This window comes from Nocardia sp. NPDC023733 (genome assembly GCF_040639775.1).
In the GTDB taxonomy this organism is placed as follows: domain Bacteria; phylum Actinomycetota; class Actinomycetes; order Mycobacteriales; family Mycobacteriaceae; genus Nocardia; species Nocardia rosealba.
Map to the genome: position 1 here is coordinate 588,245 of NZ_JBFAAN010000001.1, position 14,980 is coordinate 603,224.

Here is a 14,980-nt window from a genome sequence, read left to right on the forward strand (position 1 = left end):
GCGACGTACGAGCGCGCCCGGCCGGGCACTGTTGTGCCCACCGATTCGGCCTCGACTTCCGCCTAGGAGATGACCTGCTGTGCCACCTTCCCAAGGATCGGCGCATCCGTTCCGGTTGCTCGGCGTCTACGCCGCGCTGCTGGCCGTGATCTACGCGCTGGTGTTCTTCACCGGTGACCATTCGCCCAAGCCCAAGCTCGGTATCGACCTGCAGGGCGGCACCCGCGTCACGCTGACCGCGCGTACCCCCGACGGCAACGAGCCGAGCCGCGAGAGCCTGCAGAAGGCGCAGGAGATCATCGAGAACCGTGTGAACGGTCTCGGCGTCTCGGGCTCCGAGGTGGTCATCGACGGCACCAACCTCGTGATCACGGTGCCGGGTGAGGAAAGCCAGCAGGCACGCGCCCTGGCCACCACCGCCAAGCTCTACATCCGTCCGGTGCTCGGCGCGACCCAGCCGCAGACCGGTGGCGCCGCACCGCAGCAACCGGTGCCCGGTGCGCCGTCCGCCGACCCGAACGCGCCCGGTCAGGCGCCCACCACCGGCGATCCGAACGCCCCGGCGACCGGCGATCCCGCGACACCCGCGCCCGAGGCGACCACCCCGGCGCCGCAGTCGCGCGTGTTCCCGGCCCAGGCACCGCCGACGCCGACCCCGCCGCCCGCCGATCTCACGCCCGCCCAGCAGCAGGCCAAGGAGATCGCCGACGCCAAGGCGCTGCGGCAGAGCACCGACCAGAACATGCAGCAGGTCGCGGTCATGAGCATGGACTGCACCAAGCCCGACCCGCTGGCCGGTAACGACGACCCGGCGCTGCCGCTGGTCACCTGCTCGCAGGACGGCACCGAGGTGTTCCTGCTCGGCCCGAGCCGCATCGACGGCCAGGAGATCGCCGACGCCACCTCGGGCTTCAACGCCCAGCAGGCCCGCCACGAGGTGAATCTCGAGTTCCGTTCCACCGGAACGGACGCCTGGGCCGCGCTCACCGGCGAGTACGTCAACAAGCGGGTCGCGTTCGTGCTCGACTCGAAGGTCGTGAGCGCCCCGCAGGTGCAGCAGGGCCCGCAGCTCGGCGGCAGCACCTCCATCTCGGGCAGCTTCACCGCCGACAGCGCGAGCGAGCTGGCCAACACCCTCAAGTACGGCTCGCTGCCGCTGTCGTTCACCACCTCCGAGGCGGAGACGGTGTCGGCCACGCTCGGCCTGGCCGCGCTCAAGGCCGGTCTGCTCGCCGGTGCGGTCGGTCTGCTCGCGGTGCTGCTGTACTGCTTGTTCGTGTACCGGATGCTCGGCTTCCTGGCCGGGTTCTCGCTGATCGCCGCCGGTTTCGCTGTGTACGGCATCATCGTGCTGCTCGGGCGCTGGATCGGGTTCACCCTCGACCTGGCCGGTATCGCCGGTCTGATCATCGGTATCGGTCTGACCGCCGACTCGTTCGTCGTGTTCTTCGAACGCATCAAGGACGAGATGCGCGAGGGCCGCAGCTTCCGTTCGGCCGTGCCGCGCGGCTGGGCCCGCGCGCAGCGGACCAACCTCTCGGGTAAGACGGTCAGCTTGATCGCCTCGGTCGTGCTGTACCTGCTCGCCGCCGGTCAGGTGAAGGGCTTCGCGTTCACCCTCGGTGTCACCACCGTGCTCGACGTGATCGTGCTCTACCTGGTCACCGCCCCGCTGCTGATGCTCGCCGCGCGCTCCCCGTTCTGGGCGAAACCGTCGGTGAACGGCTTGGGTTCGGTGCAGCAGATCGCCAGGGAACGTGGCGCGGGCCAGGTCCGGCCGAAGGAGATGTCACGATGAGAAATGCCGATCCGACGACCGAATCGCTCAACCTGGACAAGGCCGAGCCGACCGCGTCCCCGCAGCACGGGTTCTTCGAGCGCCTCTACACCGGTACCGGTGGCTTCCCGATCGTCAGCAGGCGCAAGTTCTTCTACACGATGTCGGCGGTGCTGCTGCTGATCTCGCTGCTGAGCATCGCGGTGCGCGGGTTCACCCTCGGCATCGACTTCGAGGGCGGCTCGCGCATCCAGGTGCCCGCCCTCGCGAACGTCACCACCCAGGACGTGGAAGACACCTACGCCGAAACCCTCGGGCACGGCCCGGTGACCGTGCAGGAGGTCGGTTCCGGTTCCGCCGCGACCATCCAGGTGCGCTCGGAAACCCTCGACAAGGACCAGACCGACCAGCTGCAGGGCGCGTTGCGCGCGATGCTCGAGAAGGAGTCCAAGACCTCGGTCGGCCTGGAAGCCATCAGCATCGCCGAGATCAGCGAGACCTGGGGTGGCCAGATCACCCAGAAGGCGCTGATCGCGCTCGCGGTGTTCGTGGCGCTGACGATGATCTACATCGCCATCCGCTTCGAACGTGACATGTCGATCGCGGCGATCGTGTCGTTGTTCTTCAACCTGATCGTCACGGCGGGCATCTATTCGCTGGTCGGATTCGAGGTGACCCCGGCCGCGGTGATCGGTCTGCTCACGATCCTCGGTTACGTGCTCTACGACAACGTGGTCGTCTTCGACAAGGTCGAGGAGAACACCCGCGGCGTCCTGCACCTGCACAAGCGCACCTACGCCGAACAGGCCAACCTGGCCGCCAACCAGACCCTGATGCGCTCGATCAGCACCACCGTCATCGGCATCCTGCCGATCATCGGCATGCTGGTGATCGCGGTGTGGATGCTCGGTGTCGGCACGCTGAAGGACCTCGCGCTGGTGCAGCTGGTCGGCATGATCGTCGGCGCCTACTCCTCGATCTTCCTCGCCGTTCCGGTGCTGGTGTCGATCAAGGAACGCTGGGGCCCGATCGCCGCGCACACCAAGAAGGTGCTCGACAAGCGTGCCGGTGGCGGCGCCGCGCGTGTGCCGGTGACGGCGGGCGCCCGCGCGGCGCGCGGTCCCCGACCCACCGACGCGGGTGCGCCGAGGCCCGGCGCGCGACCGAGCGGAAAGCGGCACAAGGGCAGGCACTGACGGCACGAGCAGGGGTCTCATCATGCGACGCAGCACGATTCGGCTGATCACCGTCCTCGCCGCGGCAGGTGTCGGCGCCGGTCTGGTGACCGGGTGTTCGACCAAGAACCAGGTGCCCTCGATCGGTTACGCCGTCGACGCGGCGGTCGCCAGCTACAACGGCGGCAGCACCCTCGGCGCGAGCAGCGGTGCGGCGGCGGTGTTCGGGCGCGTGCTCACCGGGTTCTTCTACACCGGACCCGATGGTCAGCAGGTCGCCGACACCGACGCGGGCACCGCCAAGGAGGTGCCGGGCGAGACCCAGACCGTGCAGTACCGGCTCAATCCCGACGGGGTGTACTCCGACGGGGTCGCGACCTCCTGTGACGATCTGGTGCTCGCCTGGTCGGCCCGGTCGGGCCGGTTCACCCGGCCGGGTGACCGCGGCCAGGCGCCGATGTTCGACGCCGCGAGCACCGACGGCTACGACGACATCGAGCGGGTGGACTGCCAGCCGGGGTCCAAGGACGCCACGGTGGTGTTCCGTCCCGGCAGGCACTACCTGCCGTGGCGCACCCTGTTCACCGCCGCCGAGCTGATGCCCGCCCACGTGGTGGCCCAGGCGGTCGGTGTGCCGAACGTGGTCGACGCGCTGCAGTCCGGTGACGGCGCGGTGATCGGCCGGATCGCCGACTTCTGGAACTCGGGCTGGACCATGGCACCGGGCGAACTGGATCTCACCAAGTTCCCGTCGTCGGGTCCGTACCGCATCGAATCCTTCACCGCGGGCGACGGTTTGGTGCTCGTCGCCAACGAGAAGTGGTGGGGATCGCCGCCCGAGACCAGCCGCATCGTGGTCTGGCCCAAGGGCACCGACTACGCGGCCAAAGCCAAGGAGAACGCGCTCGGCGTGGTCGATCTAGGCGCGGGCTCGGTGACCGACCTGGCCCTGGAGGGATTCGACGAGCAGACCGTCCCCGGCCGCGGCGCCGAACAGCTCGTGCTCGGCACGGGCGGGGTGTTCGCCCGGGTGGAGACGCGGCGTGCCTTCGCTCAGTGCGTCCCGCGCCAGGCCCTGTTCGACACCCTCGGCAAAGCCGGTGAGGTGCCCCCGAGTGGCCTCGGCTCGGGGACATTGAATTCGCGGGTGGTGCAACAGGATTCGCTGTACTACGGCGCCGTCTCCGGGTCCGGCGACCGCTACCGCGGCACCGATATCCCCGGTGCCACAGCGACACTCGCGTCGGCGGGTACCGCCCAGCCGACCATCCGGATCGGCTACCTGACCCCCGATGGCCGCCGGGCGAAGACCGTGGCGATGATCGCGGAGTCCTGCCGTGGCGCGGGCATCACCGTGGTCGACGCGGGCGCACCGGATTTCACGCCGGCCAAGCTCGGCGAGGGCGCGGTGGACGCGGTGCTCGGCAGTACGGCGGCGGTGCCGGGACCGGCCGGATCGGCGACCGGTGTCGTCGCGTTCGCCGCTTTGCGGGCGGGTAACGGGCTCGATGCGGGAGGTTTCGGGAACGCTCGCTACGATGCCATCACCGATCAGCTTGCGGGCGAGACCGATTCGACCGCGACGCTGAATCTGCTGACCGAGGCCGAGAACCTGCTGTGGGCGCAGCTGCCGAGCATCCCGTTGTTCGCCACTCCGCGCACCATCGCGTTCGGTAACGGCATGCAGAACGGGATCCCCGGGCCGACGCAGGCGGGTACCGGGTGGAATATGGATCGCTGGGTGTTGCAGCGGTGAGTCGTGGACGTGAGACAGAGGTGGCGATGAGTAAGCACGCGGTGGTCGAATCCGCCGATCAGGTCGGCGAACGGACCGCTAAGGCCGCCGACGCGGTCGACCGGCTCACCCGCTGGCACGACGACTTCCCCACCCCCGGCGTGCGTTTCGCCGATCTCACCCCCGTCTTCGCCGATGCCGAGGGCTTCCGCGCGGTCATCGACTGCTTCGCCGCCGTCGCCACCGACGTGGACCTGGTCGCCGGGGTGGACGCGCGCGGCTTCCTGCTCGGCGCCGGAGTGGCCGCCACCCTCGGCACCGGTGTGCTGGCCATCCGCAAGGGCGGCAAGCTGCCCCCGCCGGTCGTCTCGCGCGAGTACCAGCTCGAATACGGCAGCGCCGCACTGGAGATCCCCGCCGACGGGGTGGAACTCGCGGGCAAGCGCATCCTGCTGCTCGACGACGTCCTCGCCACCGGCGGCACCCTCGCCGCGGCGGCGGGCCTGTTCACCGAGGTCGGTGCCGAGGTGGTCGCGGCGGCCGTCGTGCTGGAACTGGAGTTCCTGAAGGGCCGCGAGCACCAGGGTGACTACCCGGTGACCTCGATCGTCAAGCTCTAGGTTCGCGCCACATCGGCCACACCGACGGCCCGTCGGGCAGGCGCAGTTCGCCGGTGACGACGAAACCGAAACGTTCGTAGTAGGCGATGTTGTCGGTGTTGCTCGACTCGAGGTAGGCGGCGGTGCCCTCGGCGTCGCAGCGGTCGAGGCGTGAGCGGAGCAGCGCCCCGCCGTAACCACCACCACGCACGTCGGGGGCGGTGCCGATCACCGACAGGTACCAGTGCGGTCGGCTCGGATGGTGCTTCTTCAGCAGGTCGCCGACCGTCTTGCCCGCCAGGATCCGGCGGCCGAACGCGCGCCACAGCCCCGGCATGGCACGCAGGTCGGCGCCGAAGGAACCGTATGGTCCCGGCGGTGCCCACAGGGTCGCACCGCCGATGGTGCCGTCGGGTCGGGTCGCGAGTTCACAGGCGCCGAGCGGGACGAAGTAGTGCCGGGCCATCGCACCGAAGAAAAAGGGCAGGCCGGCGGCCCGGCGCTGGGTGTCCGGCAGGATCCAACTCATCACCGGGTCGTGCTGGAACGCCGAGGCCAACGTTTCGGCGAGCGCCCCCACGTCGGCCTGTTTCGCCGCGCGCACTGTGGTCAACACATCTGTCACCTTCCACTGACGGTGGGCGCTGCTCGCCCGCCGGTTGTCGATCGCCCGGTGTTCACCATGTCCAGCTCGTCCGCAGCGGCCCGAGTTGCCCACCGCGCAACGTCGCACGACAGACCTGTTCCTTCAGCAGAGCGGCCGCGTGACCGGTGAGGACCGCGGGGAGCGGGCGGTCGGTGGGGTCGGAGAACTGGATGAGCGCGTCACGGCGCCCCAGGCTCACGGACTGGCCGATGTACTTGCGGCGCAAGGGTTTCGGCTCGCGACCGGTGAGGACTCGCAGGATGGTCTCGGCGGCGTGCACGCCGCAGGGCACCGCGGCCTGACAACTCATCCGCAACGGGTTCGTGTGGAGGGCGACCGCGTCACCGGCGCCGACGATGTTCGGACTCGTTGTGCTGACCAGGGTGTCGTCGACGAGCATGGCCCCGGCCGCATCCACTTCCAGCCCGCTCGACCGGGCCAGGTCCGAGGGCGCGAAGGCGGTGGTGGTGATCGCGAGGTCGGTGCCGAGGACAGCGCCGTCGGTGAGGGTGATCTTGTCCTGCGCGATGGCCGCGACCGACGCTTGGTCGACCACCGTCACCCCGAGCGCCGCCAAGGCGGTACGCGCGCGGGCGCGCCCTCGTGCGGACAGGCTGTGGCCCAGCTCGCCGGTCACCAATCGCACCCGCACAGCACCGGTTTCGGCGAGTTCGGCGGCGGTTTCGATGCCGGTGAGGCCGCCACCGATCACCGTCACCGTGGCGCCGGCGGGCAGGTCGGCCAGGCGCAGGCGGGCGCGGTCGGCTTCGGCGCGGGTGCCGAGCGAGACGGCGTGCTCGGCCGCACCCGTGATACCGGTGGCGTCGGTGTGGCTGCCCGGGGCGTAGACGAGGTGGTCGTAGCCGATCTCGTCGCCGGAATCGGTCCGCACGCAGTGGTGCCGGGCGTCGATGACCTGCGCGGTGGCGGTGACGATGCGGACGGCGTCGGGCAGGACGCTGCGCAGCGGCCGATGGGCTCGGTGTGTGCCCGCGATGTACTGGTGCAACCGGATGCGTTCCACGAAGTCGGCGCCGGGATTCACCAGCGTCACCTGTACGCCCGGGTGACGGGTCAATCGCTTCGCGGCGCTGATCCCGGCGTACCCGCCGCCGAGGACGACCACGTCGGCCTTCATCTACGACCCCCTCTGTCCGCGTTGGTCTTTCACGATAGTGACCTGTCGCGCAGCGAGGGTGTGCAGGTGAGCGGGCTCACGCGCCGAAAAAAATAGGGTGGCGCGGTGTGGGGGAGCGGTGTTATCAATGAAAGGTCTTGTTCCCGGCGATCGGAGTCATGCGTTGATTTCTTGAGGTAGCGCTTTCGGGCGGTCCGCACTGTGCGCACCGCGTATCCGTCGCACCTCGAGGTGGTCCGCATGTCTACGCTGTCTTTTTCCGATCTCACTTTCCACTGGCCCGACGGCACCGTCGTCTTCGACGGGCTCGATGCCACCATGGGGCCCGGCCAGATCGGTCTGGTCGGTGCCAACGGTGCCGGGAAGTCCACGCTGCTGCGGCTGATCGCCGGTGAACTGCGCCCGGTGCGCGGATCGATCACCGTGCCGGGCGATCTCGGGTATCTGCGTCAGGATCTCGGCATGCGCACCGGTCAGCGTGTCGATGCCGTGCTCGGGATCGACGCGCTGCGCGCGGCACTGCACCGCATCGAGCACGGCACGGCCGACGCCGCCGACTTCGACACCGTCGGCAACCACTGGCAGGTGGAGGACGAGGCGATCGCGCTGCTCGGCAAACTCGGCCTCGACTACGTGGCCGGATCCGTCGCCGACCTCGACCGCACCCTCGACACCCTCTCCGGCGGCGAGACGGTGCTGCTCGGGCTGGTCGCCGAACTGCTGCGCGAACCGGATGTGCTGCTGCTCGACGAACCGACCAACAACCTGGACTCGGTCGCGCGGGCGCGGCTCTACACGGTGATCCGCCAGTTCACCGGCACGGTGATCGTGGTCAGCCACGACCGCGAACTGCTCGACCGGATGGACGGTATCGCCGAACTCCGGGCGGGCGGGATCCGGTTGTTCGGCGGCAATTTCACCGACTACGAACGCGTCGTCGAGGCCGAACAGCAGGCCGCGCTCGCCGCCGTGCGCGACGCGCGCAGCGACGTCCGCAAACAGGCACGGGAACTGGAAGCGGCCAGGATCAAACTCGACCGCCGAAAGCGCTACGGACAGAAGATGTCCGACACCAAGCGTGAGCCGAAGATCGTGATGGGCAACCGCAAACGCAGCGCCGAGGTGTCGGCGGGCAAACTGCGCAACTCCCACATCGACAAACTCGACACCGCTCGCGAAACCCTCGACCAGGCCGAGGAGTCGGTGCGGGCCGACCGGGAGATCCGGATCGAACTGCCCGGCACCCGGCTGTACCCGGGACAGGACGTGATCGCCCTCGACCAGGTGCGCCTGGCCAACGGTCCCGTCGTCGACCTGCGGGTGAGTGGGCCGGAACGGATCGCGCTCACCGGGCGCAACGGTGCGGGCAAGACCACCCTGCTGCGGCAGATCGTCGCGGCGGGCCCGAAGGTGGCGTGGCGGTTGCTGCCCCAGCGGCTCGACGTGTTCGACGACGCGCGATCGGTGTTCGAGAACGTGGCCGATGCCGCACCGCACGCTTCGGCCGAACAGATCCGGGGACAGCTGGCACGCTTCCTGTTCCGCGGTGCCGACGCCGACATCGCTGCGTCGGCGCTGTCGGGCGGGGAACGGCTGCGGGCCGCGCTGGCGACGCTGCTGCTCGCCGAACCCGCGCCCAAGCTGCTGATGCTCGACGAACCGACCAACAATCTCGATCTGCCGAGCCTGGCGCATCTCACCCAGGCCCTGGCAAGCTTCGAAGGCGCACTGCTCGTGGTGAGCCACGATCAGCGGTTCCTGGACGACATCGGCGTCACCCGGACCCTCGAACTCACCCCCGACGGGCTGGTCGAGTAGGCAGGGGCATGATCGGGGACGACCGAAACCCGCGGCGTTCGCCCGGGGAAGACGAACAGATGGGGTGACGTGGAGCAGTCCGTTGTGTCGATCGACGTGGTGACGTTGCGATGCTGGGAGGGCGACACCGGCGTGCGCGTGGGCATCGCGGCCCGCGAATTCGAACCCTTCACCGGGCAGCTGGCCCTGCCGGGCGTCCTGCTCGGTCGGGGTGAGCGCCTGGTCGAGGCCGCCCGCCGCGCGGTCCTCGGCAAACTCGGGGTGCCCGACACCGCGATCGTCGCGGTCGGCCAGCTACGCACCTTCGACGAACCACACCGCGACCCCCGTGGCCCCACCCTCGCGATCGCCATGTGGGCGGTCGCCGCCGAACACGAGGGCCCCGCCGAATGGGTCGGTTTCGACGAGGTGCCCCCGCTGGCCTTCGACCACAACCACATCATCGACACCACCCGGCCCGCGCTCGCCGCCCTCCTCTGGAAAGACCCCGCCTTCACCCGCGCCCTGGCAGGGGCCGAATTCCCCGCCACCCGCGCGGTCGACCTCACGACCTCCCTGCACGGCGCTCGTCCCGACCCCGCCAACCTCAACCGCACCCTCGCCACCATCCCCGGCCTGCACCGCACCGGTGAACGCCGCCGGGTCCGGGCCACCGGCCGCCCCGCCGTGGTCTGGGCTTTCGACAGCTGATCCGCGCCACGGCGCCGAGCACGGCGCGTTCAGCCGGAAGATCGATTGCCGCCGGGCGCATATGTGCGTTCAGTCTCGGAGCACAATGGCAGCCTGGTCGCAGAGCACATACTTGCGTTCGGTCGGATAAGGCCGTCGCCGCGACGCATGCGTGTGTTCAGCCGGAAGCGGCACTGGTCGCCAAGTCGTAGAGCGCATACGTGCGGCGCAGCACCGGATACGAAACATTGTGCACCGCAATGTTTCCCGTGGTCCGGCCGTCTTCGGTGCCCGCGTGCGCGTGGCCGTGCAGCGCGAGCGTCGCGCCCGCGGCATCGATCGCGTCGCCCAGCGCCTGACAGCCGAGGCCGGGATAGATCGAGGTCGGTTCGCCTGCCAGGGTGTCGACGGTCGGGGAGAAATGGGTGAGGGCGATGCGCGTCGGTGTGTCCAGCGTTTCGAGCGCCGCACGTAACCGCCGCGCGTCGACGGCCCCGCGATGCATCAGTGCCCGATGCTCGGCACTACCCGAGTCCGGGTCACCGCGGTACGCGGGGAAGCCGCCGGAGCCGCCCATCACCCCGGCGATACCGATCCGGTGCCCGCGAACGGTGCGGACCGTCGCCTCGCCGTCGAGCATCCGCACCCCGATGCCCGTGAGCATGCCGGCGATCACATCGCCCGCCCCTGCGTCGTGATCGTGATTGCCGAGCACCGCCACGACCGGCACCGGCAGCCCCGCGAGTTCGGCGCAGAGCAGCTCGGCCTCGGCCACGGTGCCGCCGTCGGTGAGGTCACCGGCCAGCAACAGCAGATCGGCCTTGTTCCCCAGCTCGAGGAGGTCGGATCGGAACTTTCCCGCGACGGCCGGGCGCATGTGCAGATCGGCGGTGGCGGCGATACGGACTGGTGCGTTGTTCCCCACCCACCGAGATGGCCACAGCGGATCGCCGCTGTCAACAGCGCGGCGATCACCCGCCGAGGAGGGCGCGTGGGGGCGGTCGGATCGGTTCGTGTCGGAGCGTCGTACTACCGTCGCGTGTCTGTGACCCCGGGGAATCGAACACCAGGTCGGTGTGGGGACTAAAGTTGGTGGTCCGGGCGGTTGCAGCAGTCGGCTGACAGGTCGAATGCGGCGTGAGAGGTGGTGGCATGACTCGACAACTCGGCGAGGCGAAGGTTGGGCAGGGGTCCACCGACGCCGCGCCAACCGGTGGTGCCCAGGGCAAGCCCGAACCCGCGAAGCAGTCGCCCACCGCCTCGGTGCCCAGTTCGGCATCACGGCGCGTGCGTGCCCGGCTGGCCAGGCGGATGACCGGTCAGCGCGGGATCGCGGCGGTCAAGCCCGTGCTCGAACCGCTCGCGACGGTGCACCGGGAGCTGTACCCGAAGGCCAACCTGGCGCTGTTGCAGCGCGCCTTCGACGTGGCCGACGAACGCCATGCCAAGCAGTTCCGCAAGTCGGGCGACCCGTACATCACCCACCCGCTCGCGGTCGCCAACATCCTCGCCGAACTCGGCATGGACACCACGACCCTGGTCGCGGCCCTGCTGCACGACACCGTCGAGGACACCGGCTACTCGCTGGACCAGCTCAAAGAGGAATTCGGCCAGGAAGTCGCCCACCTCGTCGACGGGGTGACCAAACTCGACAAGGTCAACCTCGGCGCGGCCGCCGAGGCCGAGACCATCCGCAAGATGATCATCGCGATGGCCCGCGACCCGCGCGTGCTGGTGATCAAGGTGGCCGACCGGCTGCACAACATGCGGACCATGCGTTTCCTGCCGCCGGAGAAACAGGCCAAGAAGGCCAAGGAAACCCTCGAAGTCATTGCGCCGCTGGCACATCGGCTCGGGATGGCCACGGTCAAGTGGGAGCTCGAGGACCTCGCGTTCGCGATCCTGCACCCCAAGAAGTACGACGAGATCGTCCGCCTGGTCGCCGACCGGGCCCCGTCGCGCGACACCTACCTGGCGAAGGTGCGCGCCGAGATCGTCAACACTCTCGCCGCGTCGCGGATCAACGCCGTCGTCGAGGGGCGACCCAAGCACTACTGGTCGATCTATCAGAAGATGATCGTCAAGGGCAAAGACTTCGACGACATCCACGACCTGGTCGGCATGCGGATCCTGTGCGAGGAGGTCCGCGACTGCTACGCCGCCGTCGGCGTGGTGCACTCGCTGTGGCAGCCGATGGCGGGCCGGTTCAAGGACTACATCGCCCAGCCGCGCTACGGCGTCTACCAGTCGCTGCACACCACTGTCGTAGGCCCCGACGGCAAGCCGCTCGAGGTGCAGATCCGCACCCACGACATGCACCGGACCGCCGAGTTCGGCATCGCCGCGCACTGGCGGTACAAGGAGACCAAGGGCAAGCACTCCGGTGACGCCGCCGAGGTCGACGACATGGCTTGGATGCGTCAGCTGCTCGACTGGCAGCGCGAAGCCGCCGACCCGGCCGAGTTCCTCGAGTCGCTGCGCTTCGACCTGAAATCGCCGGAGATCTTCGTGTTCACCCCCAAGGGTGACGTGATCACGCTCCCGCAGAAGTCGACGCCGGTCGACTTCGCCTACGCGGTGCACACCGAGGTGGGCCACAAGTGCATCGGTGCCCGCGTCAACGGCAGGCTCGTCGCGCTGGAACGTCAGCTCGAGAACGGCGAGGTCGTCGAGGTCTTCACCTCCAAGGCACAGAACGCCGGACCCAGCCGCGACTGGCAGAACTTCGTGGTCTCGCCCCGCGCGAAGGCCAAGATTCGCCAGTGGTTTGCCAAGGAACGGCGCGAGGAGGCACTCGAGAGCGGCAAGGAGCAGATCTCCAAGGAGGTCCGCCGCGTCGGGCTGCCGCTGCAACGGCTGATGAGCGTCGACGCGATGACCGCGGTGGCGCACGAACTGCACTACACCGACATCTCCACCCTCTACACCGCCGTCGGCGAACACCAGGTGTCGGCGCACCACGTGGTGCAGCGGCTCATGGCCCAGCTCGGCGGCATCGGCGACGTGGAGAACGAGCTGGCCGAACGGTCCACGCCGTCGACCACGCCGAGCAGGCAACGGGTCACCGGCGATGCGGGCGTGCTCATCCCCGGCGCCCCCGGCACCGTCGCCAAGCTCGCGAAATGCTGCACGCCCGTACCAGGCGACGAGATCATGGGCTTCGTGACCCGTGGCGGTGCGGTGAGTGTGCACCGCACCGACTGCACCAACGCGGGCTCGCTGCAGTCGCAGTCCGAACGGATCATCGACGTGGAATGGGCACCGTCGCCGTCGTCGGTGTTCCTCGTCGCGATCCAGATCGAGGCACTGGATCGCACCCGGCTGCTCTCCGACGTCACCAAGGTGCTCGCCGACGAGAAGGTCAATATCCTGTCGGCGTCGGTGGCGACCCACGGCGACCGGGTGGCGATCAGCAAATTCACCTTCGAGATGGGCGACCCAAAACACCTGGGTCATCTGCTCAATGTGGTGCGCAATGTCGAAGGCGTATACGACGTCTACCGGGTGACTTCAGCAGCCTGACCACGGCTTCTCGGCCCGGGCACACGCTATTCGCGGCGCCCGGGCCGCTCGCTGTGCTCGCTTCGTTCTGATGAATCGCTAGGAAGTAGCTGGCGCGCAAGGGTTTGCTGGGGGCAGCGGAAGGGCCGGTTTGGGCAGGGGTTCGGATACCCGGAATCTGTTACGGTTTACTGCGTTTCAACGTTCCACTGGTCAGCCGAAACGGACTGTGATGCGGATCGATATGGCTCGGTGCACGACACGACTCACGGTGACGATGATCGCGATCACCGTTGCCTCGGCGTCGGTGTCGGCGGGGGTGGCCGCCGCGGAAGAGGTCACCCCCGTCGCACCGTCGACACGCGTGGCCATCGATGCCTGTCCTGCGTTGTACGCCTTGGGAATTCAGGGCACAGGGGAGTCCTCTCCCGATGCCGCGCCGAGCACCGACACCGGCATGCTGAGCACCGTCTTCCGGCCGTTGCTCGCCGCGGCCGCCGAACCGGGACTCGTCGACCGCGCCTACGTCCCCTACGAGGCGGGCTTCGGTGGTGCCGTTCCCGGCGGGGTCGTGCCCTACACCGAATCGGTCGACGGCGGCCTCGAACGCTTGCGGTCGATGGCCACGCAGGTAGCTCAGCGGTGCCCGGACTCGCGCATCGCCGTGGTGGGGTATTCGCAAGGCGCCCATGTGGCTTCGCTGTTCGCGCAGGAGGTCGGCTCCGGCGCCGGCGTACTGCCCGCCGACAAGGTCGCCGCGGTCGCGCTGTTCGCCGATCCGACCCGGGGCGAGAACGCGCCGCTGTTCCCGGGCGCACCCGACCGCGCCACCCCGCTCGCCGCTCCCGGCACCGAGGGCGCCGCCGTCGCCGACCTCGGTGAGGTTCGTCAGGCGCCGGCCCCCGGCGGCGGGCTCGGTTCCCGCTACGACCGGGCGGGCGACTACGGCAAACTCACGGGTCGCGTCGCAAGCTTCTGTGCCACAGGCGATCTCGCGTGTGATGCACCCCAGAACGCGCCACTCATGCGGGCGGTCACCAACCTGGTGAGTCAGGTGAAACTGTCCGGCGGCGACCCCATCGGTTCGCTGGTCTCGATCGCGCAGGCGCTGGCGTTCACCTCGATCAAGACCGCCTCGACCGTGGTGAACGAGGACATCGCGGGCAGCACGCTGGCCGATGTGTCGCTCTCGCCGAAGAAGTCGATCTCCCAGCGTCTCGCCGACGCCGCCGACCCGCGCGCCGCCCTCGACGTGAACGCCGCGTTCCAGGCGCTGCTGAAGGTGGGCATGATCGGCCTCAACTCCGTCGCGACCGTGGTGAAGACCGTGCTCACGCCGGCGAGCATCGCCGAACTGGCCACGGCGGCGCTGTCGAACCCGCTGGCCGGGCTCACGCTGCTCGGGACAAAGCTCGTCGGTGCCGTCGCGCAGCTGATCCCGCCGACCACCGGCGTGCGCCTGGTGAACGAGGCCTTCACGGCGGTGGCGCAGAACATCACCGACAACCGGGAATTGCTGGATGTGACCACCTGGGTGCGCTACTGGGACTCCATGCAGCGCCACGTCGCGTACTCCCAGATCGGGGTAGGCGCCCAGGGCGCGACACCGACCCGGTACGTGGCCGACTGGTTCGCCGCGATCGCCCGCGACGCCGCAGCAACCTCCGGGCGCGGCGCGACACCGCTCGGCGGGCCCGACACGCCCGACCCCGGCCTCTTCACCAGCCGAACCGGCGAGCCTACGCCATCGAAACCCGGTCATGGGGGACAATTTCCGTTCGGGACAGGAGCCGATGGCGCCTCATCCGGCGGCGCGACGACTCCGCCTGCCGCGACACCCGAACCATCACCTACCAGCCCGTTCTCAGTGAACTGAGTACCGAGAGGTATCGATGCGAATCCATGTGCCCGGCGTAGCGGAA

General features: G+C 69.1%; 11 protein-coding genes. 8 read left to right on the forward strand and 3 right to left on the reverse strand.

Annotated features, from left to right (window positions below; translation table 11 throughout):
- Positions 1-79 precede the first annotated feature (79 nt).
- From secD to AB0F86_RS02700, 4 genes are read left to right on the forward strand one after another with little or no spacing between them, the layout of a single operon-like run.
- Positions 80-1,798 (forward strand): protein translocase subunit SecD, encoded by a 1,719-nt coding sequence (gene secD / locus AB0F86_RS02685; RefSeq protein ID WP_356984119.1) that lies wholly within the window; start codon positions 80-82, stop codon positions 1,796-1,798.
- Positions 1,795-2,973 (forward strand): protein translocase subunit SecF, encoded by a 1,179-nt coding sequence (gene secF / locus AB0F86_RS02690; protein WP_356984121.1) that lies wholly within the window; start codon positions 1,795-1,797, stop codon positions 2,971-2,973. The genes secD and secF overlap by 4 nt, the downstream gene beginning before the upstream one ends.
- A gap of 22 nt (positions 2,974-2,995) precedes the next feature.
- Entirely contained in the window at positions 2,996-4,708 is a 1,713-nt protein-coding gene (locus AB0F86_RS02695) for an ABC transporter substrate-binding protein (protein ID WP_225280583.1), read from the forward strand.
- A 26-nt stretch (positions 4,709-4,734) separates the two neighbouring features.
- A complete protein-coding gene (locus AB0F86_RS02700) occupies positions 4,735-5,307 on the forward strand; it encodes an adenine phosphoribosyltransferase (RefSeq protein ID WP_356984122.1) in 573 nt (190 codons plus the stop codon).
- On the opposite strand, the gene AB0F86_RS02705 is transcribed toward AB0F86_RS02700, so the two are convergent.
- Together AB0F86_RS02705 and AB0F86_RS02710 are read right to left on the reverse strand one after the other, a co-directional pair.
- Positions 5,297-5,902: a GNAT family N-acetyltransferase gene (locus AB0F86_RS02705; protein WP_225280585.1), complete on the reverse strand. Its 606-nt coding sequence runs from the start codon at positions 5,900-5,902 to the stop codon at positions 5,297-5,299. The genes AB0F86_RS02700 and AB0F86_RS02705 overlap by 11 nt on opposite strands.
- 61 nt (positions 5,903-5,963) lie before the next feature.
- Positions 5,964-7,070 (reverse strand): FAD-dependent oxidoreductase, encoded by a 1,107-nt coding sequence (locus AB0F86_RS02710; protein ID WP_356984125.1) that lies wholly within the window; start codon positions 7,068-7,070, stop codon positions 5,964-5,966.
- Between the two features lie 240 nt (positions 7,071-7,310).
- Here AB0F86_RS02710 and AB0F86_RS02715 point away from each other — a divergent pair, with 240 nt between their 5' ends.
- Both AB0F86_RS02715 and AB0F86_RS02720 read left to right on the forward strand, forming a co-directional pair.
- Positions 7,311-8,888, forward strand: coding sequence for an ATP-binding cassette domain-containing protein (locus tag AB0F86_RS02715; RefSeq protein WP_225280587.1), 1,578 nt, complete (start codon positions 7,311-7,313; stop codon positions 8,886-8,888).
- 69 nt (positions 8,889-8,957) lie between these two features.
- Positions 8,958-9,578 carry an NUDIX hydrolase gene (locus AB0F86_RS02720; RefSeq protein WP_356984127.1) on the forward strand — a complete coding sequence of 207 codons (621 nt, stop codon included), beginning with the start codon at positions 8,958-8,960 and terminating at the stop codon, positions 9,576-9,578.
- Between the two features lie 157 nt (positions 9,579-9,735).
- Here AB0F86_RS02720 and AB0F86_RS02725 read toward each other — a convergent pair whose 3' ends face one another.
- The gene (locus tag AB0F86_RS02725) at positions 9,736-10,482 is read right to left on the reverse strand and encodes a metallophosphoesterase (protein WP_356984129.1); all 747 of its coding nucleotides are present in this window, start codon (positions 10,480-10,482) and stop codon (positions 9,736-9,738) included.
- 227 nt (positions 10,483-10,709) lie between these two features.
- On the opposite strand from AB0F86_RS02725, the gene AB0F86_RS02730 reads away from it, so the two are divergent.
- Positions 10,710-13,079, forward strand: coding sequence for a RelA/SpoT family protein (locus AB0F86_RS02730; protein ID WP_067636147.1), 2,370 nt, complete (start codon positions 10,710-10,712; stop codon positions 13,077-13,079).
- 256 nt (positions 13,080-13,335) lie between these two features.
- The gene (locus AB0F86_RS02735; protein ID WP_356984400.1) at positions 13,336-14,934 is read left to right on the forward strand and encodes a cutinase family protein; all 1,599 of its coding nucleotides are present in this window, start codon (positions 13,336-13,338) and stop codon (positions 14,932-14,934) included.
- The last annotated feature ends 46 nt before the right edge of the window (positions 14,935-14,980 follow it).

Bases quoted from the DNA above. Each gene is read 5' to 3' on its own strand.
- secF (WP_356984121.1), top strand. From the start codon at position 1,795: ATGAGAAATGCCGATCCGACGACCGAATCGCTCAACCTGGACAAGGCC.
- AB0F86_RS02695 (WP_225280583.1), top strand. From the start codon at position 2,996: ATGCGACGCAGCACGATTCGGCTGATCACCGTCCTCGCCGCGGCAGGT.
- AB0F86_RS02700 (WP_356984122.1), top strand. From the start codon at position 4,735: ATGAGTAAGCACGCGGTGGTCGAATCCGCCGATCAGGTCGGCGAACGG.
- AB0F86_RS02710 (WP_356984125.1), bottom strand. From the start codon at position 7,070: ATGAAGGCCGACGTGGTCGTCCTCGGCGGCGGGTACGCCGGGATCAGC.
- AB0F86_RS02715 (WP_225280587.1), top strand. From the start codon at position 7,311: ATGTCTACGCTGTCTTTTTCCGATCTCACTTTCCACTGGCCCGACGGC.
- AB0F86_RS02730 (WP_067636147.1), top strand. From the start codon at position 10,710: ATGACTCGACAACTCGGCGAGGCGAAGGTTGGGCAGGGGTCCACCGAC.
- AB0F86_RS02735 (WP_356984400.1), top strand. From the start codon at position 13,336: ATGATCGCGATCACCGTTGCCTCGGCGTCGGTGTCGGCGGGGGTGGCC.